The 24,974-nt window shown below is 40.2% G+C and carries 21 protein-coding genes and 1 tRNA gene; 14 read left to right on the top strand and 8 right to left on the bottom strand.

What is annotated here, in order from left to right:
* Positions 1–53 precede the first annotated feature (53 nt).
* The 3 genes from BLQ18_RS03825 to rseP all read right to left on the bottom strand — a co-directional run bounded on the left by BLQ18_RS03825 (position 54) and on the right by rseP (position 2,951).
* The gene (locus tag BLQ18_RS03825; RefSeq protein ID WP_090292801.1) at positions 54–1,247 is read right to left on the bottom strand and encodes a site-specific integrase; all 1,194 of its coding nucleotides are present in this window, start codon (positions 1,245–1,247) and stop codon (positions 54–56) included.
* Between the two features lie 205 nt (positions 1,248–1,452).
* Positions 1,453–1,526, bottom strand: a tRNA-Asn gene (locus tag BLQ18_RS03820).
* A 69-nt stretch (positions 1,527–1,595) separates the two neighbouring features.
* Positions 1,596–2,951, bottom strand: coding sequence for an RIP metalloprotease RseP (gene rseP / locus BLQ18_RS03815; protein WP_090292799.1), 1,356 nt, complete (start codon positions 2,949–2,951; stop codon positions 1,596–1,598).
* A 151-nt stretch (positions 2,952–3,102) separates the two neighbouring features.
* On the opposite strand from rseP, the gene BLQ18_RS03810 reads away from it, so the two are divergent.
* The 7 genes from BLQ18_RS03810 (at position 3,103) to BLQ18_RS03775 (ending at position 9,608) form a co-directional block, all read left to right on the top strand.
* Positions 3,103–3,777, top strand: a complete 675-nt coding sequence (locus tag BLQ18_RS03810; protein ID WP_090292797.1) for an SCO family protein — start codon at positions 3,103–3,105, stop codon at positions 3,775–3,777.
* Positions 3,778–3,864: 87 nt separating this feature from the next.
* A complete protein-coding gene (locus BLQ18_RS03805; protein ID WP_090292792.1) occupies positions 3,865–4,107 on the top strand; it encodes a FeoA family protein in 243 nt (80 codons plus the stop codon).
* The gene (feoB, locus tag BLQ18_RS03800; RefSeq protein ID WP_090292790.1) at positions 4,104–6,320 is read left to right on the top strand and encodes a ferrous iron transport protein B; all 2,217 of its coding nucleotides are present in this window, start codon (positions 4,104–4,106) and stop codon (positions 6,318–6,320) included. Before BLQ18_RS03805 ends, feoB begins: the two co-directional genes overlap by 4 nt.
* Positions 6,321–6,780: 460 nt before the next feature.
* A complete protein-coding gene (locus BLQ18_RS03790) occupies positions 6,781–7,305 on the top strand; it encodes an RNA polymerase sigma factor (protein ID WP_139150356.1) in 525 nt (174 codons plus the stop codon).
* A gap of 2 nt (positions 7,306–7,307) precedes the next feature.
* Entirely contained in the window at positions 7,308–8,093 is a 786-nt protein-coding gene (locus BLQ18_RS03785) for a HEAT repeat domain-containing protein (RefSeq protein WP_090292782.1), read from the top strand.
* Positions 8,094–8,111: 18 nt separating this feature from the next.
* Complete coding sequence (locus BLQ18_RS03780; RefSeq protein ID WP_139150355.1) at positions 8,112–8,864, top strand: DUF4097 family beta strand repeat-containing protein; 753 nt, start codon at positions 8,112–8,114, stop codon at positions 8,862–8,864.
* A gap of 33 nt (positions 8,865–8,897) precedes the next feature.
* Complete coding sequence (locus BLQ18_RS03775; protein ID WP_090292777.1) at positions 8,898–9,608, top strand: DUF4097 family beta strand repeat-containing protein; 711 nt, start codon at positions 8,898–8,900, stop codon at positions 9,606–9,608.
* On the opposite strand, the gene BLQ18_RS03770 is transcribed toward BLQ18_RS03775, so the two are convergent.
* Genes BLQ18_RS03770 through BLQ18_RS03760 form a run of 3 tightly spaced genes read right to left on the bottom strand, consistent with a single transcriptional unit; the run spans position 9,605 to position 10,912 of the window.
* Positions 9,605–9,997, bottom strand: a complete 393-nt coding sequence (locus BLQ18_RS03770; RefSeq protein WP_090292775.1) for a DUF423 domain-containing protein — start codon at positions 9,995–9,997, stop codon at positions 9,605–9,607. The genes BLQ18_RS03775 and BLQ18_RS03770 overlap by 4 nt on opposite strands.
* 14 nt (positions 9,998–10,011) lie before the next feature.
* Complete coding sequence (locus BLQ18_RS03765) at positions 10,012–10,422, bottom strand: DUF2141 domain-containing protein (RefSeq protein WP_090292772.1); 411 nt, start codon at positions 10,420–10,422, stop codon at positions 10,012–10,014.
* A gap of 1 nt (position 10,423) precedes the next feature.
* Positions 10,424–10,912: a hypothetical protein gene (locus BLQ18_RS03760; RefSeq protein WP_245668060.1), complete on the bottom strand. Its 489-nt coding sequence runs from the start codon at positions 10,910–10,912 to the stop codon at positions 10,424–10,426.
* A gap of 167 nt (positions 10,913–11,079) precedes the next feature.
* Here BLQ18_RS03760 and BLQ18_RS03755 point away from each other — a divergent pair, with 167 nt between their 5' ends.
* The 7 genes from BLQ18_RS03755 to BLQ18_RS03725 all read left to right on the top strand — a co-directional run bounded on the left by BLQ18_RS03755 (position 11,080) and on the right by BLQ18_RS03725 (position 23,433).
* Positions 11,080–11,835 (top strand): SDR family NAD(P)-dependent oxidoreductase, encoded by a 756-nt coding sequence (locus tag BLQ18_RS03755; RefSeq protein WP_090292768.1) that lies wholly within the window; start codon positions 11,080–11,082, stop codon positions 11,833–11,835.
* Positions 11,836–11,841: 6 nt separating this feature from the next.
* Positions 11,842–12,318, top strand: a complete 477-nt coding sequence (locus BLQ18_RS03750) for a hypothetical protein (RefSeq protein ID WP_090292766.1) — start codon at positions 11,842–11,844, stop codon at positions 12,316–12,318.
* A 138-nt stretch (positions 12,319–12,456) separates the two neighbouring features.
* On the top strand, positions 12,457–15,573 hold the full coding sequence (locus tag BLQ18_RS03745; protein ID WP_090292765.1) for a VPS10 domain-containing protein: 3,117 nt from the start codon (positions 12,457–12,459) through the stop codon (positions 15,571–15,573).
* A 72-nt stretch (positions 15,574–15,645) separates the two neighbouring features.
* Positions 15,646–17,388, top strand: coding sequence for a glycoside hydrolase family 13 protein (locus tag BLQ18_RS03740; protein WP_090292763.1), 1,743 nt, complete (start codon positions 15,646–15,648; stop codon positions 17,386–17,388).
* A gap of 84 nt (positions 17,389–17,472) precedes the next feature.
* Positions 17,473–17,871 (top strand): hypothetical protein, encoded by a 399-nt coding sequence (locus BLQ18_RS03735; RefSeq protein WP_090292761.1) that lies wholly within the window; start codon positions 17,473–17,475, stop codon positions 17,869–17,871.
* A gap of 78 nt (positions 17,872–17,949) precedes the next feature.
* Positions 17,950–22,296, top strand: a complete 4,347-nt coding sequence (locus BLQ18_RS03730; protein WP_090292759.1) for a CusA/CzcA family heavy metal efflux RND transporter — start codon at positions 17,950–17,952, stop codon at positions 22,294–22,296.
* 3 nt (positions 22,297–22,299) lie between these two features.
* A complete protein-coding gene (locus tag BLQ18_RS03725) occupies positions 22,300–23,433 on the top strand; it encodes an efflux RND transporter periplasmic adaptor subunit (RefSeq protein ID WP_090292757.1) in 1,134 nt (377 codons plus the stop codon).
* Between the two features lie 5 nt (positions 23,434–23,438).
* On the opposite strand, the gene BLQ18_RS03720 is transcribed toward BLQ18_RS03725, so the two are convergent.
* A complete protein-coding gene (locus BLQ18_RS03720) occupies positions 23,439–24,260 on the bottom strand; it encodes a ZIP family metal transporter (RefSeq protein ID WP_090292755.1) in 822 nt (273 codons plus the stop codon).
* Positions 24,260–24,916 carry a metal-dependent transcriptional regulator gene (locus tag BLQ18_RS03715; protein WP_175443710.1) on the bottom strand — a complete coding sequence of 219 codons (657 nt, stop codon included), beginning with the start codon at positions 24,914–24,916 and terminating at the stop codon, positions 24,260–24,262. The genes BLQ18_RS03720 and BLQ18_RS03715 overlap by 1 nt, the downstream gene beginning before the upstream one ends.
* Between the last annotated feature and the right edge of the window lie 58 nt (positions 24,917–24,974).

The raw sequence follows: 24,974 nt of genomic DNA, 5'->3' as shown, positions 1-24,974 counted from the left end.
CCCGATTCCAAGTTTAGAAAAATGATATTATGCGATTTAAGGAAATCAGCAACTTAGATAATTATTTTAGATATTCTATTCATCTCCTCGCTTACCCTCCTCTGAACAATCTTGCCATAATATTCTTGGGTGATTTTAATGCTTGAATGCCCTAATAACTCACTTACTATTTCCATTGGCACATTATTATATAGCAAAACAGTAGATGCAAACGTTTTGCGGGCTGTATGATGGGTGATTCGCTTTTCAATTCCGACAATCTCAGCAATCTCTTTAAGATAGGAGTTTACTTTCTGATTACTGATCTTTGAAAACACATTTGTAGAATTGGATTTATATCGGTCAATAATTTGAATTGCTTTAGGCAACAGAGGAATTGAGAGACTTCTATTGGTCTTTTTTCTATGAATTGAAATCCAGAGATTATTATCAAATGAAGTCTGAATGTTCTTCTCTTCCAACGACATTACTTCTTGATAAGGCAACCCAGTATAACATGAGAATACAAACAAGTCCTTCACATATTCCAACCTTGATTGAACGAATTTAAATTCTTCCAATTTGATCAACTCCTCATTAGTAAGAAACACTACATTATTTATCACCCTTTTAGGTTTAAAGGAATAGAACGGGTCCGTTTTCAAAATACCCTCTTGCACAGCAAGCCTCACTGGCTTTCTAAAACGCTGTATTGCTTTATTTACTGTTACCTGAACCTGATTCCTTTCAACTTTTAAATAATGGTCCAAATCGGCTAAAAACTTGGGATTAAGGTTATCTAAGGTGATGTCATTCTTAGAAAATTTCCAATGAATAAATTCCTCTACCTGATTATATACATACTGGAATTTACTATAAGTGCTTTCAGAAATATCCCTCCCGCACAACCCCTTTAGTTGGTCCAAATATTCTGCAAAATACTCCAATGTGCCAGGTACCGATTTACCATTATTTTCTCCATTATAGTAACCATATATATCACTAACACTAAAGGAGTCATTTTCCAACCTTAACTTCAAATAAGCTGTTTGAATATTTGAAACGGTAAGCTTTATTTGGGAATTAATTAGGTTATTTTTGGAAAGTTGCTTCTTAGCATCCCAATCCTTGTCCCTAATAAAATGACCTGTTGCAAATTGTTTACGGTTTTGTTCATAGGTCATTCTACAATACAAGGGACATTCTCCTTGTTTGTTCTTCCTTGCTTTATTTATAATAAAGCGAATTGATAATTTGTTTTGATTCATACCAATTGATTTTGATTAAACAATTGGCACACAATTCGGAATGGTAAGGTTGCTACCTTTTATATTTTTTGAAGCAACCTTTTTGTATACCCTTTTTAAGAGGAAAGAAGAGTTCACTTAATTTTTCAATTATAGAAAAATCATTGAAAGAACCCATAAAACAACAAAATCCAACACTATTTCTAGTATTGGATTTCTAATTAAGCTCCCCCTCTTGGGCTCGAACCAAGGACCCTCTGATTAACAGTCAGATGCTCTAACCAACTGAGCTAAGGAGGAATTTTTTACCTTAAGCGGGTGCAAATATAATTGATTCTTTATTACACTACAAAGAAAAAAATTGCTTTTCTATTTAAAAAGCCATTTATATAAATCATTACCGTTGGCAAACAGCAACAAAGCAATCAATAAAAAGAAGCCGATCATTTGCGCGTACTCCAAAAATTTATCGCTTGGTTTGCGTCCTGTAACCATTTCGTACAACAAAAAGGCCACATGTCCACCATCCAATGCAGGGATAGGTAAAATGTTCATAAAGGCTAAGATAATCGAGATAAATGCTGTGGTAGACCAAAAGGCTGCCCAGTTCCATGTATCTGGGAACAATCCACCGATGGCAGCAAAACCACCAACACCTTTATAGGCTCCTGTTTCTGGATTGAATATCTTCTTCAATTGTTTTACATAGCTCGATAAAGTAGAAACTCCTTTATTGATTCCTGCTGGAATGGCCTCCATAAAGGAATACTTTTGGGTCTCAATGCTGAAAATGCCCCTTTCCTGCATTTCTTCCATAGTAAGAGGTGCAGTTTGCAATCCCAATTTACCATTGCTGTTCACTTGAGCTGTCACATGAGCTTCGGTTCCGTTTTCGCGTTTCACCAACACATCAATATCCTTACCCTTGTTGCTATCAAGCAAAGACATTACTTGATCACGATAAACGGCCGTTGAACCATTGATGGCCAAAAACTCATCCTTTGGTTCAAATCCAGCATTTTTATTGTGTGAAGTATCTGGGACTTGGTTTACGATAAATGGAGCCCTGAAGCTCAGGAATCTCATTTTATCCTCATCTTCCAAAAGCGTGGAAATAAAATCCACAGGAATTTCCTTCTCTATGCGCTGACCATCTCTTTCAATGGTAAAGCTGTTTCCATTGATCAATTCCATAATGGCACTACTGAAAGTCTTCACTTCGTTCCCATCTACAGAAATGATCTTATCCCCTGTTTGAATTCCAACTTCGTCACCTATAGACTTTTCAATAACCCAAACTCCATCCTTTAAACTGCTCATGGGAATATACTGATCACCATACGAGTAAGCCATTCCAATATAAATGATAACAGCCAACACAAAATTCACGGTAACACCACCCAGCATTATGATCAAACGCTGCCAAGCTGGCTTACTACGAAACTCCCAAGGTTTAGGCTCCTCCTTCATTTGTTCGGTGTCCATGCTTTCATCAATCATTCCCGAAATCTTCACATACCCCCCTAAAGGCAACCAACCAATTCCGTAAACGGTCTCCCCTATTTTCTTTTTGAACAAAGAAAATTTAACATCAAAGAATAAATAAAACTTCTCCACCCTCGTCTTAAAAATCTTGGCTGGAATAAAGTGTCCCAGCTCGTGAAGCACGATAAGTAGGGATAAACTTAGAAAGAATTGTATGGCCTTTATTGCTATTGGAGTCATCCGTAGTCTTTTGTTAAAACGCACAAAAGTAAACTTTTAGGGAGTGATAAAAAAACCTTGAATTTGATAGCCTTCGCATTTAAGAAAGATTTAATAACAAAACCTGTCTTAGATCTTGAAGATTAGCCGTATGGGCCGTAATTTTGCATTCATGCGTTCGTTTTTTGCCAAATACAAAATGTTCGGAATAGTGATGCTCATCCTATCAGTGGTGATCATGTACCTATTTTATGATGCATTACAGCCCAAAAAAATGCTTCCTGTGTATCAGCCCAACATGGTTGACCCGACTTTGGTGGATAGCACCCTACACTACACCAAAAAATACCATAAGATTTCAGACTTTGCCCTAGTGAACCAGAATGGTGATACTGTTACCCAGGCCAATTACAAGGACAAAATTTATGTGGCGGATTTTTTCTTCACCACATGCCCTACTATTTGCCCGATAATGACGAAGAACATGGCCGAAATTCAAAATGAAGTTTTGGAGGACCCAGATATCATGTTGCTTTCCCATTCCGTTACCCCAGTAATTGACACGGTGGAACAATTAAAAAGATATGCGATTGAAAAAGGGGTAGTAGACAGCAAATGGAACTTGGTTACGGGTGATAAAAAACAGATTTACGAACTTGCCAGAAAGTCCTATTTGGCCGTGAAGAATGATGGTGATGGTGGCCCCTATGACATGATCCACACCGAAAATTTTATTCTCGTGGACAAAGAAAAAAGGATTCGCGGTTTTTATGATGGCACCAATCGGGAAGAAATAGCCAAACTTTTGGACGACATTAAAATACTTGAAGCCAGTTACAATGAGTAATTGCTCTAGCTTTATATGCAAAATCATCGTCTAGTTTCCCATTTTTACTTACATTTGCCTTAATTAAATTTATTCTAAATAAGAAGAGTGGCTACCGTTGCAGATTTACGTCATGGACAAAAGGGAATCATAAAGGATTTCACCGAAAACACCCTCCCCATAAAATTATTGGAACTCGGTTGCCTTCCAGGCAACAGTGTTGAATTGGTGCAAGTAGCTCCTTTAAACGACCCTATCTACATTAATCTTAGTGGAAGCCATTTAGCAATAAGAAGGTCTTTGGCCGAACTCATCGAGCTGGATATAGTAGAAGAAACCAAGTCCAAATGAGCAAGAATATCAATGTAGCCCTAATTGGCAACCCCAACACAGGGAAAACCTCCGTTTTTAACCAACTCACAGGACTAAAACAAAAAGTTGGAAATTATCCTGGCATCACCGTAGAGAAAAAAGAGGGCATTTGTAAGCTACCCCGAGGTGTAAAGGCCCATATTTTGGATCTACCTGGAACCTATAGCCTCAACACCACCTCTTTGGACGAAAGTTTGGTAGTGGAATTGTTGCTCAACAAAAATGACAAGGATTATCCAGATGTTGCCGTGGTGATCAGTGATGTGGAAAACCTAAAAAGGAACCTGCTTCTCTTTACCCAAATAAAAGACCTTAAGATTCCGACCATTTTGGTCATCAATATGGCAGATAGAATGTCCCGAAAAGGTATTTCCTTGGACATCGAAGCCATGGAAAAGAAGTTGGACACCAAAATTGCCTTGGTCAGTACCCGAAAAAATACTGGGATCGATCGTATCAAGGAACTTATTGCCGATTACAAGAGCATTTCCTCCAAACCCATTTTGGATCCCAACAGAATTTCCCCTGAATATTTTGAGCGTTTACAAAAGACCTTCCCACAGAACGATCTTTACAAACTTTGGTTGGTGATTACGCAAGACGTGAATTTTATGCCCATCGAAAAGAAACGGATTCAAGATGCGACAGACTTTGCCACCAAATCCAAGGACGAGCTTAAAAAATTACAGCATAAAGAGACCGTTCTTCGGTACCAACTCATCAATAATATACTAAAAGAGACCTATAAGGTCGATTTTATGGCCGCCAAAGGATTGCGTGCCTCAATGGACAAAATTCTGACCCACAAAGTTTTTGGTTACCTCATTTTCTTTGTAATTCTACTTACCATTTTCCAAGCTATTTTTGATTGGAGTGGTTACCCCATGGATTTTATCGATGAGCAATTTGCTTTGGGTGCTGAATGGATCAAAAACACCCTGCCTCCTGGCATTTTCACCGATTTATTGGCTGAAGGTATCGTAGCAGGTATTGGAGGAATCGTGATTTTCATTCCCCAAATCGCCTTTTTGTTCCTTTTTATCTCCCTGTTGGAAGAATCAGGATACATGAGCCGTGTGGTCTTTTTAATGGACCGCGTAATGCGTCCTTTCGGTTTGAGCGGTAAAAGTGTAGTCCCTTTAATTTCTGGTAACGCCTGTGCCATTCCAGCTATTATGGCCACCCGTACCATTGAAAACTGGAAAGAAAGACTCATCACCATTTTGGTGACGCCTTTCACAACCTGTTCGGCAAGATTGCCTGTTTATTTGATATTGATTGCACTCGTTATTCCAGAAGGTAATTTTCTAGGACTTAGCTATCAGGCCTTAACATTGATGCTGCTTTATCTCATTGGATTCGGAATGGCCTTATTGTCGGCCATGGTATTGAACAAGATTTTGAAAATAAAAAGCAGATCGGTATTCATGATTGAAATGCCAACCTATCGTTTGCCTTTATTAAAAAATGTTGGGTACACTGTAATTGAAAAAACCAAAAGCTTTGTACTTGGTGCAGGAAAAATCATCTTGGCCATTTCCATTGTATTATGGTTTTTGGGTTCCAATGGGTATTCCGATGATTTTAAGGATGCTGATCAAATCGTAACGGAACGCATTGAAAATGAAGGATTGAGCACTTACAGTAAAAACTATATCCAGAATAATATCGCAGCATATCAAGCAGAAGCTCAGGCTGAAGGAATGTCTCCGACCGCAATTCAAGATTCTATTCAAGTTCTGTCTGAAGAACTTTCTGAAAGAGCCGTTGCACAAGAAATTGCCAGCTACAAATTGGAGCACTCCTATATTGGGCAAGCTGGAAAAGCTTTTGAACCCATTGTAAAACCTTTGGGGTACGATTGGAAAATTGGAATCGCGGTATTGACCTCTTTTGCCGCCCGTGAAGTGTTCGTGGGCACGTTAGCCACTATTTATAGTGTGGGTAGCGATGAAGAAGAAACCATCAAAAATCGAATGGCTGCTGAATTGGATGAAAACGGTCAACCCTTGTTCAATTTGGCCTCTGGAATTTCTTTGATGTTGTTTTATGCTTTCGCCATGCAATGTATGAGTACCCTAGCTATTGTAAAACGGGAGACCAACTCATGGAAATGGCCTATGATCCAATTGGGCTTTATGAGCGTTTTTGCGTATATTATAGCTTTAATAGCCTACCAAATCCTTATCTAATTCCAGCATGATTCAACAACTTTTGGCATACGGAACTTTATTGCTCGCAGCAGGCTATTTGGTGTGGAAATTCTTGCTTCCAAAATCTCTTTTCAGCAAAGGAAAAGGCAATTCCCATTCATGCGGAAGTGACAACTGCGGCTGTAGTTAAAACAATCTAATTAAAACATGTCAGGCCGAGCGGAGTCGAGACCTTGATTCAGTTTTACCGACCTCTCGACTGCGCTCGAGGTGACATTTAAGTATCTTTTCGTCAATTTGAGTGCTCTTTTTGAATACAAAACGAAGAAAGATTGTATCGATAAATAATGACGTAAATTCCTGTTCTCGATACTTTTTCCTTGAAAAAAATCGAACTGACGCTCTATTTTCCATCTATCTATAATTTTTTTCTTCCCCTTTCTGTAACCTTTCTTAATTTCCTGACTATATAAGTTAAACGCCAACTAAAAAGCTGCATTTGGAAACGCTTTCAGATGAAATGATCATGCAAAAAGTATCCGAGGGTAACTTGGATTTGCTTAAGGTACTTTTTGACCGACACCACAAGCATGTGTATAATTTTTTATACAAAATGTCTGGTGATCAAATGTTGGCCGAAGATCTTACACAGGATGTTTTTTACAAGCTGATCAAGTATCGGAACTCATACAATAATGGATCTTTCTTGTCATGGCTGTTCACCATAGCACGGAACAACCTTAAAACACATTACACAAGAAACCACAAATCCCATGACGATATTGAGGTGCTGGCATACAAAGCTGTTGAGGAAGAAAATGATGTGAGCGAAAACAATGCACATCTTCAATATGCTTTGAGCCAACTTGATCCAGAAGACAGGGAGCTAGTAATCTTGAACCGCTACAAGGAAATAAAATACGATGAACTAGCGGAAATTTTTGGAAGCACCCCAGGAGCTGTAAAAACCAGAGTGTGCAGGATCTTAAAGAAATTAAAGAATATCTATTTAGAAAGTATATAGCCATGGAAAAGCAACACGTTTTTGACCAAATACCAGATTATCTGGATGGCAATCTGAGCAAGTCGGAAGCATCAGTATTCGAAAAGCACGTAGAAAACTGTGCGGATTGCCAAAAGGAATTGGAAGAGATGCAGGCATTTTTGAATGTCATGGATAAAGAAGTTCATACGCCCTCGGATAAACTAAAAGCGAATTTTGAGGCAGCCTTAGAACAAGAAAAACAGCATCAACGCAAAGTGGTTCAATTGAAATCTAAATCATCATCCAACTGGACAGGAAATGTATTGAAAATTGCAGCTAGCATTGCTTTATTGGTTGCCTCATTCCAGATGGGAAGTCTCTTTCAGCAAAGGAAAGTGGATGCGAGCATTGCACAACTCCAAGATGAGACCAATCAGATGAAACAGACTGCCATGCTCTCGTTGATGGAAAATCAATCTGCTAGTAAACGTATACAAGGGGTAAATTATATCGAAGAATTTGAACGGCCTGATGAAGCCATCATTCAAGCATTGGCCAACCGATTGCTGTATGATGAAAACGACAATGTTCGAATGACCGCCTTTGAAGCATTGGCCAAATTCACTTCTTCTGAAACGGTGAAAAACACCCTTATCGAAGCCCTGGAAAATGAGAAAAACCCAAGTATTCAGGTCGCTGTCATTCAAGCGTTGGTGCAAATTCAAGAGAAAAAAGCAGCCGAACCTATGAAGAAATTGTTGGATAAAGAGGATACACAACCCTTTATCAAAGATCAAATCAAGGCCGTATTGCCCAGTTTAACTTAATATCAAAAACCGAAAATCATGAGAAAATTCACATTCATTTTAATGGCCCTTTTCATAGGCACAATTGCCCAAGCACAATCCGATTACACCAAATCTTTGGATGGTATCAAATGGGTGAAAATCAACTCAACCTCAGACATTGTTGTAAAATCACATAGCTCAAATGAACTATTAATTAAATCTGCCCAAAAAATTGAAACTCCCGAAAAAGCCAAAGGATTAAAGTTGGTTGGCGAAGGAGGCACAGACAACACCAATGTTGGGTTTTCCGTTGTTCAAGATGGAAGCAATCTAATCGTACACAACTTAAATAAAAACAATAAGGCCGAAATTTATCTACCAAAAAATCAGAACGTTTCAGTAAAAACAACTTGGAACGGAGACATTTCTATTGATGGTTTTTCTGGAGAAATAGAAGCTAATTCCGAATTAAATGGCAGCATAAATATTACCAATGTAAATGGTCCAATTACGGCAAATTCTTTAAATGGTGGATTGAACATTGTTTTTGGAAATGTAAAGCAAGATTTACCCATCTCACTATATTCTACTAATGGCTCAGTTGATGTTAGCCTCCCATCCAGTACCCCTGCTAATATTACCTTAAGTACTTGGAATGGCAATGTCTACACTGATTTTGACATTAAAGCTGAGGAAAAAGATGGTATGAAATCGGTTTTGGGCAGAAACATCAATGCTTCCATCAATGGAGGTGGTGTTAAAATCTCCATGAAATCCACTAACGGGAACATGTACCTCAGAAAAAAATAATATCAATCATATAAAATCAAAAAACGAACAGTCATGAAAAAATTCATCCTTACCGCAATTGTGGGATTGGCGACCCTATCCCTAAGTGCACAGAAAATCATTGAAAAAAACTTTAACTACTCAGGACAATCCATCGACTTGGATGTGAAATTTGCCAAGAATATCCAAGTGAAAACCTGGGATAAATCCACCGTGTATTTTAAAGCTGATATCACCATTGAAGATGGGAAATATCTAGATAAATATGAGTTGGATATTGATGAGAGCAGCAGTTCATTGAGTATTGCTTCGGATGTTGAGGAGGTTTTTAAAGCCTTTAAGAAAGAATGGGATAAAACGCACACCGATAAAAAAGGATACTATTTTACCAGCGACACATACGAGTTCAATTATGTGCTCTATGTACCCAAAGGAGCAACTTTTAAAGTAAGCAGCATTAATGGTGACTTAACTTCTGACATCATTGAAGGGGATTTTACCGCTGAATTGATCAATGGGGATATTGACATTGCCAAATACAGTGGCGATATGGACCTACAGACCATCAATGGGGAAATTGATTTGGTGATGAAAAATTCCAGTTTGGTAGCCGAAACCTTGAATGGAAACATTTACGCTGATGAGAACATGAAACTCATGGTAGCCGATCGTTATGTAGGTCAAAAAGTAACGGGAAGCTTTGACGGTGCAGCACACAGGTTAAAACTGAACACCATCAACGGGAATCTGTATCTGCGTCTTTAAATCAAATTGGCAATAAAGGAATAGAGCAACAAGCCCCAACCTACGACCAAAAGTAGACCACCCATCGGAGTCACTGGTCCTAAAAAACGGGGTTTGTTTCCTTTTGCAGCACCTAAACACAGTGCATAAATACTGAACGAAAACAATAGCGTTCCAAAAATAAAGCAGTTGACTATCGCAGAATCCAAGGGTTTATCGAAACTAAGATTAAAGCCCAAAACCAATAATACAATCGCGTGATACATTTGATATTTGACCCCTGTCTCAAAACTTTGTAGCAGTTCGGGGGTCAATTTCTTTTTAAGGGCATGGGCACCAAAAGCACCAAAAATCACCGACAAAAGCCCATATAAAGCTCCCATAAATTGAGCCATAAATATTGTTTCCATAGTGCAAGACCAGTTTAAAAATCAATGTGAATTTCGTAGTCCGAATTTACGGTAAAAGCACATTCTTTGTATTTGGGAGGGCCAAAAGTCTTCATTTTGGCATTGCTGAAAGCTACTTTTTCCTTGGGAATGCCCAACCAATTGGTATCCAGTTTGCCATTATCATTTTCATCATGAAAAACAGCCAAAGCATATTCGCCATCTGGCAAATCAGTAATGGTAAGGTCAACAGTTCCTTTATGTGCCGATACACCGTGGGTCTTCATTACCTTATCAAATGACAAAAATGCCTCGTGAGAATTGTACACCGCCACATTTACCTTTCCCTCGTTAGATGTCACATTATTTACCTTAACGGATAAGGTATGCTGTGCAAAGACACTGGTAGAAAACACCATCAAACAGATAACTACTAATCTTTTCATACTATTGGGCAACTTTTGCCTGCTCTGCACGCTGGAGCAAATCGGCCTGCAAAACTGAAAATAATTCTTGGGTCTGAATGCTATCTTGAAGGTTGATGTACAATTGTAACGAATCGTGGTGGACCAATTTTATCTTATGTTGATACAAATTGTCCACGAACACATACACTTTGGATTGCGTAATGGAATCAAAAAAAACGCCTTTTTCACGTTCCATCCATGAAAAACCACTCGAACGTTCCATTTCGGGTAATTTTTCCACCAAAAGCACGCTATCCAATTCAGCTAATGGGATTTTTTGATAATAAAGACCAGAAAACACCTTGAAGTTTCCCTCTTCAATTTTGTGCCAGTTTTTATAGTGTTCCACAAAGGCAAAAACACAAACCAAAACAGTGAGAACAATCAAAATGTTCCACAAAACATGTCTTTTTTTAATTCCCATAGTAATTCTCGAATATCCAGTTGCACTCAAAAAATCTAAATACAAAGGAAGCTAATTAATACAACAACCCCATATTCCATATAATATTGTGCATTAAGTTGTTATCTTTAAACAAACCACCAACCATGCCAACCTTATTCAGAAATCAATCCCACCTTGATTAATTTTTAGAATTGTGAATTAAGGTTGACCTTTGTACAAAACCAACACTAATGGATTTCACCAACAAATATGTACTCGTAACAGGTGCTTCACGAGGCATTGGAAAAGCAACTGCGATGGCCTTTGCCAAAAAAGGTGCGAAAGTGGGCCTCAATTATCGAAACAATGATGAAGTTGCCCAAAAGACCTTGGCAGAATTACCTGGGAACGGGCATCAACTTTTTAAAAGGGACATTTCCCAAAAGTCAGAAACAGAAGCTTTAATCAACGATTTTGTTGCCGAATTTGGACGTTTGGATGTATTGGTGAACAATGCAGGGATTTCCATTTTTCACGAAATAGACCAAGTTGATTTTGACCATTGGTCCCACGCTTGGGAAAAAACCTTTGAAACCAATCTGTTTGCCGTAGCCAATTTGTGTTATTGGGGCGCAAAAGCCATGATGAAAACGGGTGGCGGACATATCGTAAGTGTATCCTCCCGTGGCGCTTTTAGAGGTGAACCTACAAAACCCGCTTATGGCGCCAGCAAAGCTGCTTTGAATTCCATGAGTCAATCCTTGGCCAAAAAATTGGCGCCACATAACATTTATGTTGGGGTTGTTGCACCAGGATTTACCGAAACCGAAATGGCCAAAGTAACCCTTACCCCTGCCGAACGAGAAAATTTGCTCCGAGAATCACCCTTTAAAAGAATGGCCCAACCCGAAGAAGTGGCCCACGCCATCTTGTTTTTGGCTTCTGCCGAAGCAGCCTATTCTTCAGGTACCATAATCGATGTAAATGGAGCATCTTATTTAAGATAAAAAAGTATGAAAGCAGCCACCGTTGCACAACTCAAGAAAGAACTTCAGTTTAAATCGCAAGATGAAGTGATGCAGCTGTGTCTTCGTTTGGCGCGCTTCAAAAAAGAGAACAAGGAACTTCTCACCTATTTGCTGTTTGAATCGGAAAGTGAGGAAGGCTACATTGAGACCGTCAAAGAGGAGATGGATGAAATGTTTTCCGAAATCAATGTGAACAGTTACTTCTACATTAAAAAAAGTGTTCGCAAGATCCTGCGCACCATCAAAAAGTACATTCGTTATTCGGGAGACAAAGCGACCGAAGTGGAACTACTCCTCTATTTCTGTGAAAAGTTGAAATCTTTCAAGCCATCCATCAACAGAAACATTACCCTAAAAAATTTGTACAATAGGCAATTGGAATACATTGGCAAGAAAATCCCATTGCTTCACGAAGATCTTCAACACGATTACGGAGTGATTCTCGAAGAACTTACCCTTTGAATTTTTCTCAATAAACCGCAACCTATTCTTTAGAACGCTTCAAAATATGCAAGGGTTTACACTTTTTGGCTAAATTTTCTCATCAATATTGAGTAAATTAGGGGATTATTCTAACTTAACTCAACCAACCTTGACATCATGAGAATGCCAATTACCTCAACAAAGACTTGGGCGCTACTCTGCCTATTTCTTTTTACACTATTTACCTATTCACAAAATGCATCCCCCACAACCATTGACACCAGTTTTTACAGCGGTTTCAAATGGAGAAATATCGGTCCCGAACGTGGAGGCCGCTCTTTGGGAAGTTCTGGAAGTCCATCCAGACCCAACGAATATTATTTTGGTGCCACAGGCGGTGGTCTTTGGAAAACCATTGATGGTGGAAATACTTGGAATCCTGTTACCGATGGCCAGGTAACCAGTTCTTCTGTAGGTGCCGTAGCCGTAGCCGAAACCAACCCTGATGTAGTGTATATCGGGATGGGAGAAACCCAATTGCGTGGAAGTATTACCCAAGGAGATGGGGTATACAAAACCACGGATGGTGGTAAAACATGGACACACTTGGGCTTGGAAGAAACCCAAGCCATTGCAAGAGTTCGTGTAGACCCAACCAATGAAAATATTGTATACGTAGCGGCCCTTGGTCACCCATATGGCGACAATGAGGAACGAGGTGTTTTTAAATCCGTAGATGGAGGCGAAACATGGAAAAAAGTGCTTTATGTAAGCGATAAAGCTGGTGCTGCCGACTTGATTATAGACCGTAATAACCCTAATGTCCTTTATGCCAGCACTTGGCAAGTTTACCGAAAAGCTTGGAAAATGTGGGGTGGCGGACCTGACAGTAAATTATGGAAATCCACCGATGGTGGTGAAACTTGGACCGACCTTACTGAAAATCCAGGAATGCCAGAAGGACCCATAGGAAAAATTGGTGTAACCGTTTCTCCTGCAGATTCTAACAGAGTATGGGCCATTGTAGAAGCCAATGAAGGTGGTGTTTTCCGTTCCGATGATGGTGGAAAAACTTGGGAAATGACCAACAACGAACGTAAATTGAGACAACGTGCATTTTACTATTCCCGTTTGGTCGCAGACCCAAAAGATAAAGATGTAGTATATGGTCTTAACGTAGGCTTCTATAAATCAACAGATGGTGGTAAAACTTTTGATGTGACCATTAACCCACCACACGGTGACAACCACGATTTATGGATAGACCCCAACAATCCAGATAGAATGATCAGCTCCAATGATGGAGGCGGTGTGGTTAGTTTAAACGGAGGTGAAACTTGGACCGAACAAGATTATACCACAACACAGGTGTACCACGTAATGGCAACCAGCGATGTTCCTTACCATGTAGCTGGTGCACAACAGGACAACTCTACCTTGGCCATGCCAAGTGATGGATGGGATTTTAAACAAGCTAGAGGACCAAACCACGGTTGGTATTATGCCGTTGGTGGTGGAGAAAGTGGATGGATCACACAAAGCCCAACCAATCCCGATATTTTTTATGCAGGAAGTCAAGGCGCCTTATTGACCCGTTACGACCGTAGCAATGGACAAACAAGGGATATTCAAGTATACCCAAGATTCTTTTCAGGGGAACCTGCAAGTGCTTTGCCAGAGCGTTGGCAATGGACGTTCCCCATCATGTTTGCTCCAAAAGACCCTAGCATCATGTATACTTGTTCCCAGCACGTTTGGAAAACGACCAATGATGGTCAAACTTGGGAAAAAATTAGTCCAGACCTTAGCTATGCCGATCCAGAAACGTTGGGTAAAACGGGTGGAGTGATCACCATGGATATGAACGGACCTGAGATTTACGCAACCGTATTTGCTTTGGCGCCATCAAACCATGATGTAAACACGATTTGGGCAGGTTCCGATGATGGAAAAATCCATATTACAAGAGATGGTGGTGCTAACTGGGAAGACATCACTCCAGAAGATTTACCAAAATACTCCAGAGTAAGCATCATTGAAGAGTCTATTCACAACCCAGGCACTTTGTATGTGGCTGCCAACCGATACCAAGTGGACGACCGTGAGCCTTATGTTTTCAAAACACACGATTACGGAAAAACCTGGACCAAAATCATCACAGGAATTGAAAAAGGGCATTTCGCCAGAGCTATTCGTGAAGACCACCAAAGAGAGGGGCTATTGTTCTTGGCCACGGAGCACGGCGTTTATTTTTCTATAAATGATGGTGAAGAATGGCAATCTCTACAATTGAACTTACCAGATACTCCAATCCGTGATTTGGTGATCAAGGACAACGATGTGGTTTTGGGATCACACGGTAGAGGTTTTTGGATTTTGGACGACATTCAACCGATAAGAGAATACTCTGAGGAATTATTGAGCTATAAAAATGTACTCTTTAAGCCTACCAATGCCATTAGAGGGATTTATAATGCCAACTTCCAGTACTATTTGGAAGAAGAAGTAGATACGGTAACCTTTTCCATTTTCGATGCGAACAACAAGTTGATTGATACTTTTGGTGGAAACAAACCAAAGTATGAGTCAACTGGAGGTTCATCTTGGTATAGCCGTTTCAGCAGCACCAAACCAACCACCGCCAAAGGCATCAACACCTTTAGTTGGAATTTGAGATATCCTGGTCCAACGACTTTTGATGGCATCATTATTTGGGGCGCTTCTGCTACTTCTGGGCCTAAAGCACCGCTTGGCACCTATACGGTTCAAATGAAAGTGGGTGAAGAAGTGATTAAGAGTTATCCTTTCAAAATTGAAATGGATCCCAACTTAAAAGGCATCAAAGCGGAAGATTTGCAAGAGCAATTTGAATTGGCTTCCAAAATCACAGCCAAGGCAACCATTGCCAACGAAGCCGTTATTCAAATTAGAAGTATTCGCAAGCAATTGGATAGTTTGGGCAAGGGTGTATCCAGCAGAAAATTCAAAAAACTTTCTGAGGAATTCATGACAAATTTGACTGTTATCGAGAATGATCTATATCAAACCAAGAACCAATCTGGGCAAGATCCATTGAACTTCCCTATCAAATTAAACAATAGATTGAATGCTTTGCAACGAAGCATTGAAAATGGGGATGCCAAACCAACGGATGCTGCTTATGTGGTTTATGATGAGCTTACCAAAGAATTGGATGTTCACATGGGTAAACTTGAAGCTACTTTGAGCAAGGAGCTTCCTAAAGTGAATGCTTTGTTGGAAGACAATGGTGTTTCTGCCATAAGTTTGGAGTAGAAATAGTCCAAAGCCTAAAAATATAAAGGCAAATCGTTAACTTTAAGGGAATCAGCGCATAAATTAAAAATTATGAAACGTTCCACGATAAGGTTGGCTATTTGCCTTTCCTTTTTTGTTGGCACTTCGTGTAAACAAAATCAACCTCAAACCGCCAATACTTTAATTGAAAATGCCACTTGGTGGAAAGAAGCTATTGTGTACCAAATCTATCCTCGAAGTTTTAAAGATTCCGATGGGGATGGTATTGGTGACCTAAAGGGCATCATTGAAAAGTTGGATTACATTAAAAGTTTAGGGGTTACTGCTGTTTGGTTGAATCCAATTTACACCTCCCCGAATGCCGACAATGGTTATGATGTGAGTGACTACAGAGACATCATGGCAGAATTCGGAACCATGGAGGATTTTGACAACATGCTCGAGGGTATGCATCAAAGGGATATTAAATTGGTGATGGATATTGTGGTGAACCACAGTAGCGACGAACACGAATGGTTTAAACAATCTAGAAGTTCTCGGGACAATCCTTATCGCAATTATTATCATTGGTGGCCTGCGGAAAAAGGCAAACCTCCTTACCGTTACAGTCTTTTTGATGCCAAAGGAGATGCCTGGCAATATGATTCAATCACTGACGCTTTCTATTTGCATTACTTCGCCAAGCAACAACCCGATTTGAACTGGTCCAACCCAAAAGTGCGACAGGAAGTGTACGACATCATGAAATTTTGGGCCGAAAAGGGTGTGGATGGATTCCGTTTGGATGCCTTTCAGTTTGCTGCTAAAGACACCACCTATCCTAAATTTCCAGATGGTTTCGAAAAAGATTTTATTCAATATTACGCCATGCAAGATGGGCTCCACTCCTATTTAAAAGAAATGAATGAAGAGGTTTTTAGCAAATACGATGTGATGAGTGTTGCCGAGGGAGCGGGACGCAATTTTGAGGATGCCCACAATTTAGTGGATGCCGACCGAAAGGAACTGAACATGGCCTATGCCTTTGAAGGGGTCGATATTCCCAAATATGAGGGATATGATTTATCAACCATGAAAGAAATTTTTACGAAATGGGATCAAGAGTTTGCTAAAGAGGGTTGGCTTTCTATCTTTTTAGCCAATCATGATCAAGCCAGAATGGTGAGCAGATGGGGCAACGATGATCCAAAATTCAGAAGCGCATCTACTAAACTTTTGAACACTTTTATGCTGAGTATGCGAGGTACACCTTATTGTTATTATGGGGATGAATTGGGGATGACCAATATTGATTTTGATTCCATATCCCAATATCAAGATATAGCAGCCATTAATGGATACCAAAAAGCACTTTCGGAAGGTGAGGACATGGAACTCTTTATGGAGAAACTTAATTTTTCTTCGCGGGACAACGGTCGAACTCCTATGCAATGGAACGAAACAGAAAATGCGGGGTTCACATCAGGCACTCCTTGGCTACCTGTGAACGAAAATTATATAGATATTAATGTGGATGAAGAAAATTCCAATCCCAAATCAGTCCTCAACCATTTCAAAAAGATGGCAGAGCTTCGCAAGCAAAATCCCATTTTGATCTATGGGTCCTATGAACTTGTGGAACCAGAACATCCAACAATTTATGCCTACACCAGAAATTTAGATGGCAAATTGGTGCTGGTATTGTTAAACTTTTCTGAAGAAAAATCTGAAATCACTCTTGATAAAAAATGGGGCAACCATACCGTACTGATCAATAATTATTCTGGCTTGGATTATATTGACAAATCCATAAAATTGATGCCCTATCAAGCCGTCATTTTAAATATTGACTAATGTGCTGAAAGAAATGAGAATAATTCTAAATTAAGGTCAACTGTTTATCCTACAACACATTATTCTTAATTTTACGAAGTCAGGATGAATAAAATAGTTATCATAGGGATATCCCTGCTCATTTTGCTCCAAGGGACCAGCATTCATTTAAAGGATTTGGTTGAAATTGGACAGTTTGTTGAGCATTACCAGTTCCACAGTGAGGAATATGGGGATAATCTTATGGTTTTTGTTTCCAAACACTACGGTGAACTCAAAGCTTCGCACAGCGAAAAACACCAAGAGGAACAAAAAGAGCATGAAAAATTGCCCTTTCAGCATCAATCTCCATGTGCACAACCACTAGTGTTCGTTTTAGACTCCGATAATTTTATTGAAACACGTTCCGATACACCTTTGGTGGTCAAAGGAAACTTTCATTATCAAATGTCCTACTCCCACATCTGGGGAGACGACCCTTTTCAGCCACCCAAACACGCATAATTCATAGTATTTCAGCATCGCTGGACACTTTTTCGCAAGCCTTATTCTATTTAATAATGCTATCATTCTCTATGAATCATGTTTTCAAAAATTATAAACTTTAGTATTAAGAACAAGTTTATTGTTCTTCTTTTCACAGCGTTTATAGCCTTTGTTGGGCTGTATTCCCTATCACAAATTCCTATCGGGGCCGTTCCCGATGTAACCAATAACCAAGTTCAGGTGCTGACCACTTCCAATAGCCTGTCCACTCAAGATATGGAACAATTTGTTACCTATCCCGTGGAGCTGGAAATGGCCAATTTGCCTGGCGTAAAAGAAATCCGTTCGGTTTCAAAGTTCGGTTTGTCTGTGGTCACCATCGTTTTCGAAGACGATATGGGCACGTATCTGCCCAGACAATTGATTGCCGAAAAAATTAAATCTGCATCCAGCCGAATTCCAGAAGGTTTCGGGACACCTGAAATGGGCCCGATTACTACGGGATTGGGTGAAATCTACCAATACATTTTGGATGTAGAACCCGAATATAAAGACCAATACTCCTCGACTGAGTTACGAACCATTCAGGATTGGATCGTAAAGCGTCAACTTTCGGGTATCCCAGGAGTGGTCGAAGTAAATACCTGGGGAGGTCACCTAAAACAATATGAGGTTGCCATTCAAACCCAAAAATTGAATGCTTTTAACATCACCGCCAAAGAAGTTTTTACGGCTTTGGAAATGAACAACAGCATTTCAGGTGGTGGATATATTGAAAAAGTAAACCAAGCTTATTTTATCCGAGGAGAAGGTTTGGTCGGCAGTCTTAAGGACATTGAAGACATTGTAGTCACCACTCGTAACAGTATTCCTATTTATATAAAGGATGTGGCAAAGGTCGGATTTGGAAGCGCCCCTAGATTTGGTGCTATCACTGGGAATGGTGAAGGTGAAAAAGTACTCGGTCAAATTATGATGCTCAAAGACGCGGATTCCAAACGCGTAATTGAAGCCGTTAAGGAAAGGGTAGCCTCCATTTCAAAATCTTTACCCGAAGGTGTTTACATCAATCCCTTTTTGGACCGAAGTGAGTTGATTGGAAGAACAACATTTACCGTAACCGAAAACTTAGTTTTGGGTTGTTTGATCGTAATCTTCGTTGTGGTTCTTTTATTGGGCAACTGGCGATCTGGACTTGTTGTTGCCTCGGTAATTCCACTCTGCTTGTTGTTCGCATTGACCCTAATGAACATATTTGGGGTAGACGCCAACTTGTTGAGTCTTGGTGCCATCGATTTTGGTATCATTATCGACGGAGCGGTAATTATTGTGGAATATATCGCATTTCAAATCACCCAAAAGAAAGCAGAAATTGCCAATTTGGGTAAAAATGAGGTACAATCCATCAAGGATGACATTACTTTAAAGGGAGCAACCAAAATGATGAACTCTGCCGTTTTCGGGCAGTTGATTATCTTGATTGTGTTCATCCCAATTCTGTCATTAAGTGGTGTTGAGGGTAAAATGTTCAAACCCATGGCACTGACATTCAGTTTTGCCTTGTTGGGAGCCATTTTACTTTGTTTTACATATGTGCCCGTTGCATCGGCTTTGTTTTTAAAGCCGTCCAAAGAGTCAGAAAAAAGTATTTCGACCCGTTTGGTCAACTGGATCAACAAACAATACGAGCCTGTTATCGAATGGGCCATGAGAAGCAAAAAATTAGTGCTTTCGCTCGCAGGAGCAATGTTGGTGGGTGCCATTTTACTGTTCGCATCTATGGGAGGTGAATTCGTGCCTACGCTGGATGAAGGAGATTTTGTGATTCAACCTGTGTTAAAAACAGGAACCTCTTTGGCCAAAACGGTAGAAACCACCACCAAAATTGAACAAATTTTATTGGATCAGTTTCCAGAAGTGAAACAAGTGGTGAGCCGTATTGGTGCTGCCGAAGTACCTACCGACCCGATGTCGATGGAGGAAAGCGATGTGATCATTGCCTTAAAACCTAAAGACGAATGGGTATCAGCAGAAACCAAGGATGAGCTTGCCGATAAATTTAAAGAAGCCATTTCTGTACTTCCAGGGGTTGAAGTTGAATTTACCCAGCCGATTGAAATGCGTTTCAATGAGTTGATCACTGGGGTACGTGCTGATATCGCCATCAAAATATTCGGAGAAAATCTCGAGACCCTGAATAAAAAGGCGAATGAAATCAAAAGCCTGATTCAAAATGTTGAGGGAGCATCCGATATTATTGTAGAAAAAGTTGAGGGACTTCCGCAAATGAATGTGTCATTCAACCGAGCTAAAATTGCGCGTCATGGACTCAACATTGCTGACCTGAACGAAATGATCGCAATGGGCTTTGCTGGTAAAATTGTCGGTAGTGTTTTTGAGGGAGAGCGACAATTTGATATGGCGGTGCGATTGGATGCAGCAAATCGTCAAGATATTTCCAACCTTAGAAATCTGTATGTGGATATTCCCAATGGTGGTAAAATCCCAATGAGCGAATTGGCCGAGATCACTTATCAAAAAGGAGCTGCCAAAATCTCAAGGGACGATACCAAGCGTAGAATTGTGGTGGGAATCAATGTGAGGAACCGCGATTTACAATCCGTAGTGGATGATGTTCAATTATTGATTGACAAAAACATCACCTTGCCACCTGGATACACCATCACCTATGGTGGTCAGTTTGAAAACTTGCAAAATGCCAAGGCCCGTTTGATGATTGCGGTGCCCATTGCGTTATTGCTCATTTTCATCATGTTGTATTTTGCATTTGGATCTGTGAAAGAAGCTTTGCTTATTTTCTCCGCGATTCCATTATCGGCAGTGGGAGGTGTGCTTTTACTTTGGTTACGCGATATGCCTTTTAGTATTTCAGCAGGAGTTGGATTCATTGCACTATTTGGGATTGCGGTGTTGAACGGAATTGTATTGATTGAACACTTTAAGGAACTCAAAGGAAAAGATTTTGATTCCATGGAAGACCTCATCAAACAAGGAACCAAAGACAGGCTTCGAGCCGTATTGTTGACCGCATCTGCAGCAGCATTAGGGTTCTTGCCCATGGCAGTTTCGACCAACGCAGGAGCGGAAGTGCAAAGACCTTTGGCCACCGTTGTAATTGGTGGATTGGTAACGGCAACCATGCTTACCTTGGTGGTACTGCCCGTATTATATGCTTACTCCCACAACATTAAATTCCGTGGTATGAGAAAAAGACGAAGAGAGCGTAAAATGAAAAAGAATGCGCTGACCATCATAATACTTTTAATTTCAGCTTCAGGATTTTCACAATCCCAATTGAACCTTGAAGATCTAATGGCGTTATCCTTGGAAAACAACAAAGGGATTCAAGCCGAATCTTTATTGGTAGACCAAGCGGAAACCTTAAAAGGAACTGCTTTTGAATTCGATAAAACGGACATTTATTACCAATACGATGAAAATAACCTGGCATTGAACGGGGAACCCCTTAAGGTGTTTGGCGCTCAACAACAATTTGAGTTTCCTACAGTTTATGGAGCAAAGAGCAGACTTCAAAAATCAAATTATGAGCTGCAAAAATCCTCGTTTGAGATTCGAAAGAAACAATTGTACCAATCGTTGAGCAATGCGTATTACGAGTACCAAACGTTGAATCAAAAAGCAAAGCTCTATAAAACGTTGGATAGTATTTATAGCACCTTTGCCCATGCCGCCCAACGGCGTTTTGAGTTGGGTGAGACCAATTATTTGGAAAAAGTGACCGCCACTGCCAAACAACGGCAGATTGCAAACACCTATTCCAAGATTCAACAGCAGATGTTAACCACCTACGGTCAAATTGTGAGTTTGGTGCAAAGTGAAGATTCGTTGCTCATTGCAGATGAAAAACCTGAAAAGTTGATGGTTTTAAATGCCCAAGGGATGTTGGAAACCGAGACTTCATTTTTGGACAATCGCCAAGAGTTAAGCAATGCGCAAAAAAGCTTGGAAGAAAACAGATTGTTGCCCGACCTTAACTTGCAGTACTTTCAGGGCACCAACAGCGGATTGGGCACTTCTTTGTACGGGATTCAATTAGGGGTTCGCATTCCCATCTTGTTCTTTGGACATAGCAGCAAGGTGAAATCTTCAAAGATTCAGACTCAAATTACAGAGATGCAGAACACCGAAATCACGGTGGCCGTGAACCAACGCTACAAAACTTTGTTGGGTCAGCTGGAGCAACAAACCAAGGAACTTTCTTATTACGAAGACGAGGGTGGACAACTTTCCGACCAAATTTTGAAAGCAGCCACGGGCAACTTTCAAAACGGAGAAATTGACTTTTTCCAATACATCCAAAGTTTGGAAAACGCCTACGATATCCAAGTCAATTATCTGGATATCCTCAACCAATACAATCAAACTGTAATCGCCATTAATTACTTGACAATAACATTTTAAAAAATGAAAAATATATTTCACATCGCCGCTGTATTCCTATTCATAATGGGCTGTGGCAATAAAAACACCGAAGAATCTGCATCCGAAGAACAAGCTGAGGCAACAGGAATCGTGGTATCCCAAGATCAATTCGACACCAATGATCTTATGATCGGTGCCATGGAACGAAGAACTTTTCCAAAAATGGTGGAAACCTCTGGAATGATTGATGTTCCGCCAGAAAACCGCGCCAGTGTAACCGCTTTTATGGGTGGTTTTGTTAAGCAAACATCATTATTGATTGGGGATCAAGTAAAAAAGGGACAACTATTGGTGATTTTGGAAAACCAAGAATTTGTGCAAATGCAACAGGACTATTTGGAGGTGTTCAACCAGCTGGATTATTTAAAAGCTGAGTTTGAAAGAAACCAGACCCTTTTTGATGAAAAAATCGCGTCGCAAAAGAATTTTCTTCAGGCCAAAAGCAATTATGAAACCGCTAAGGCACGTTACCAAGGGTTGAAAGAGCAATTACAAATGCTCAATATTTCACCCAGCAAAGTTGAACAAGGCAACATTTCGTCACAAGCGGCCATTTATGCTCCGATTGCAGGAAGCATCACCAAAATGAATGTAGCCAAAGGAAGCTACGTTTCACCTGCCACCGAAATATTGGAAATAGTGGATAATGAGCATGTGCATTTGGAATTGACTGTTTTTGAAAAGGACATTTTAAAAGTGAAAAAAGGACAAAAAATCGAATTCAAAATTCCCGAGGCTTCCGAGGAAACATTTAATGCCGAGGTTCACTTAGTGGGCACTTCAATCGACAATTCGCAACGCACCATAAAAGTTCATGGACATTTGGAGCACGAAGATGAAAAAGCCAGTAATTTTCTTCCAGGCATGTTTGTTGATGCCATGATCATGACGGATACGATCAAAACATTGTCCCTGCCCGAAGAAGCGGTAATTGAATCTGAGGGCGGTTATTATGTGCTCAAATTAATTGACCAAAAAGATGGTGGTTACACTTTTGAACGAGTAGCCGTAAAACAAGGAAGCACTTATGGTGGATTCACTGAAATAAATTCATCTGAACTCACCGAGAGCGACAAATTTTTAACCAAGGGTGTCTTTGATTTGATTGGGGGATAGTTCTGCTAACCCAAACCTACATCCAAGGTCATCATAATGATAAATCCACCGATAAAACCCATTGTGGCGATATCGGTGTATTTGTCTTGTTGCGTTTCTGGAATTACTTCTTCCACCACTACAAAGATCATGGCACCTGCGGCAAAAGAAAGTGCGTAAGGCAAAATAGGCTCAAAGGTAAGAACGGCCCAAGCACCTAATACCCCTGCAATAGGTTCTACCAATGCCGAAGCCTGACCATACATAAAACTTTTGGTTCTACTCAACCCTTGTCTTCGCAATGGCATGGCCACAGCAAATCCCTCTGGGAAATTCTGAAGCCCAATTCCCAAGGCCAAAGCAACTGCTCCTCCGATGGAAGCTCCCTCAAAACCAGCTGCCACCCCACCAAAAAGCACCCCGACAGCCAACCCCTCAGGTATGTTGTGCAAGGTAATGGCCAAAGTGAGCAAAGTAGTTCTATGCCAAGGCGTTTTTACCCCCTCAGCCTCACTCATTTTAAAATTGATATGCAAGTGAGGTAGGATCTTATCCAATCCAAAAATAAAGGCTGCACCCAGCAAAAATCCTACGGCAGCTGGAATCACTTTTACGAAACCCTCGCCTGGACTCATTTCAATACCTGGAGACAACAAGCTCCAAAAACTTGCCGCGACCATAACACCGCCAGTGAATCCGAGCATGCCATCCAAAAGGGCACGGTTCATCCCCTTGAAAAAGAAAACCAATGCAGCTCCTGCCGCGGTTAACCCCCAAGTGAAAAGTGTGGCATACAATGCAGCCAAAACAGGGTCAATCTCTTGAAAATAATGTATTACTTGTTCCATCAGTCGTTCTTTTTTACATAAAGGTTAGACGCTATTTGATGTGATATTCGTATTTCTTTCCCCTCCAGCTGAATACGTAGAGAGTTGTCAAAATCTTCTTTATCCAATACTTTGATACTGTTCCCGAGTGCAATCTTGTTTTTGTCCAAAAACTTAAGAAAGGGTACCGAAGAATCTTTGACCCCAACACAAACTCCAGTAGCATTAATCGCCATTTCACTGAGCAATTTCTTGTCTCGCTCCTGAAACTTTCCATCTTTGGTCGGAATAGGGTCACCGTGGGGATCGTATTTGGGAAAATTGAGGAGTTCATCAATCTTGTCAATGAGCTTTTCACTTTTAATATGCTCCAATTGTTCGGCCACTTCATGCACCTCATCCCAAGAAAAATCCAATTTTTCTACCAAAAAAACTTCCCACAAACGATGCTTTCGAATTATGGACAAAGCAGTCTTTACTCCAGAATTGGTTAGGGACACTCCTTGGTACTTCACATAATTCACGAGTCCTTTTTCCGCTAATTTCTTCGCCATATCGGTCACCGAAGATGGTTTGGTTTCCATCTGCTCGGCAATGGCATTGGTGGTGATGGACTTGGAATCACCTCCCCCTAAATGAAAAATGGTCTTTAAATAATTCTCCTCTGATCGGGTCATCAAAAAATATTTTTTCAAAAATACATTTTTATTTAACAAAATCTATTTTTAGTTTTGT

Source organism: Flagellimonas zhangzhouensis, assembly GCF_900102925.1.
Classification (GTDB): Bacteria; Bacteroidota; Bacteroidia; order Flavobacteriales; family Flavobacteriaceae; genus Flagellimonas; species Flagellimonas zhangzhouensis.
Note: the sequence above shows the minus strand (reverse complement) of the source record. Positions and strands in the feature narration are given on the sequence as shown.

Excerpts from the sequence above, each read along its gene's own strand:
- BLQ18_RS03780 (WP_139150355.1), top strand. The coding sequence starts at position 8,112 with ATGAGAAAATTCACATTCATTTTAATGGCCCTTTTCATAGGCACAATT.
- BLQ18_RS03775 (WP_090292777.1), top strand. The coding sequence starts at position 8,898 with ATGAAAAAATTCATCCTTACCGCAATTGTGGGATTGGCGACCCTATCC.
- BLQ18_RS03810 (WP_090292797.1), top strand. The coding sequence starts at position 3,103 with ATGCGTTCGTTTTTTGCCAAATACAAAATGTTCGGAATAGTGATGCTC.
- BLQ18_RS03770 (WP_090292775.1), bottom strand. The coding sequence starts at position 9,997 with ATGGAAACAATATTTATGGCTCAATTTATGGGAGCTTTATATGGGCTT.
- BLQ18_RS03730 (WP_090292759.1), top strand. The coding sequence starts at position 17,950 with ATGTTTTCAAAAATTATAAACTTTAGTATTAAGAACAAGTTTATTGTT.
- BLQ18_RS03755 (WP_090292768.1), top strand. The coding sequence starts at position 11,080 with ATGGATTTCACCAACAAATATGTACTCGTAACAGGTGCTTCACGAGGC.
- BLQ18_RS03735 (WP_090292761.1), top strand. The coding sequence starts at position 17,473 with ATGAATAAAATAGTTATCATAGGGATATCCCTGCTCATTTTGCTCCAA.
- BLQ18_RS03765 (WP_090292772.1), bottom strand. The coding sequence starts at position 10,422 with ATGAAAAGATTAGTAGTTATCTGTTTGATGGTGTTTTCTACCAGTGTC.
- BLQ18_RS03745 (WP_090292765.1), top strand. The coding sequence starts at position 12,457 with ATGAGAATGCCAATTACCTCAACAAAGACTTGGGCGCTACTCTGCCTA.
- rseP (WP_090292799.1), bottom strand. The coding sequence starts at position 2,951 with ATGACTCCAATAGCAATAAAGGCCATACAATTCTTTCTAAGTTTATCC.
- BLQ18_RS03750 (WP_090292766.1), top strand. The coding sequence starts at position 11,842 with ATGAAAGCAGCCACCGTTGCACAACTCAAGAAAGAACTTCAGTTTAAA.
- BLQ18_RS03740 (WP_090292763.1), top strand. The coding sequence starts at position 15,646 with ATGAAACGTTCCACGATAAGGTTGGCTATTTGCCTTTCCTTTTTTGTT.
- BLQ18_RS03720 (WP_090292755.1), bottom strand. The coding sequence starts at position 24,260 with ATGGAACAAGTAATACATTATTTTCAAGAGATTGACCCTGTTTTGGCT.
- BLQ18_RS03715 (WP_175443710.1), bottom strand. The coding sequence starts at position 24,916 with ATGACCCGATCAGAGGAGAATTATTTAAAGACCATTTTTCATTTAGGG.
- BLQ18_RS03825 (WP_090292801.1), bottom strand. The coding sequence starts at position 1,247 with ATGAATCAAAACAAATTATCAATTCGCTTTATTATAAATAAAGCAAGG.
- BLQ18_RS03785 (WP_090292782.1), top strand. The coding sequence starts at position 7,308 with ATGGAAAAGCAACACGTTTTTGACCAAATACCAGATTATCTGGATGGC.
- BLQ18_RS03725 (WP_090292757.1), top strand. The coding sequence starts at position 22,300 with ATGAAAAATATATTTCACATCGCCGCTGTATTCCTATTCATAATGGGC.
- feoB (WP_090292790.1), top strand. The coding sequence starts at position 4,104 with ATGAGCAAGAATATCAATGTAGCCCTAATTGGCAACCCCAACACAGGG.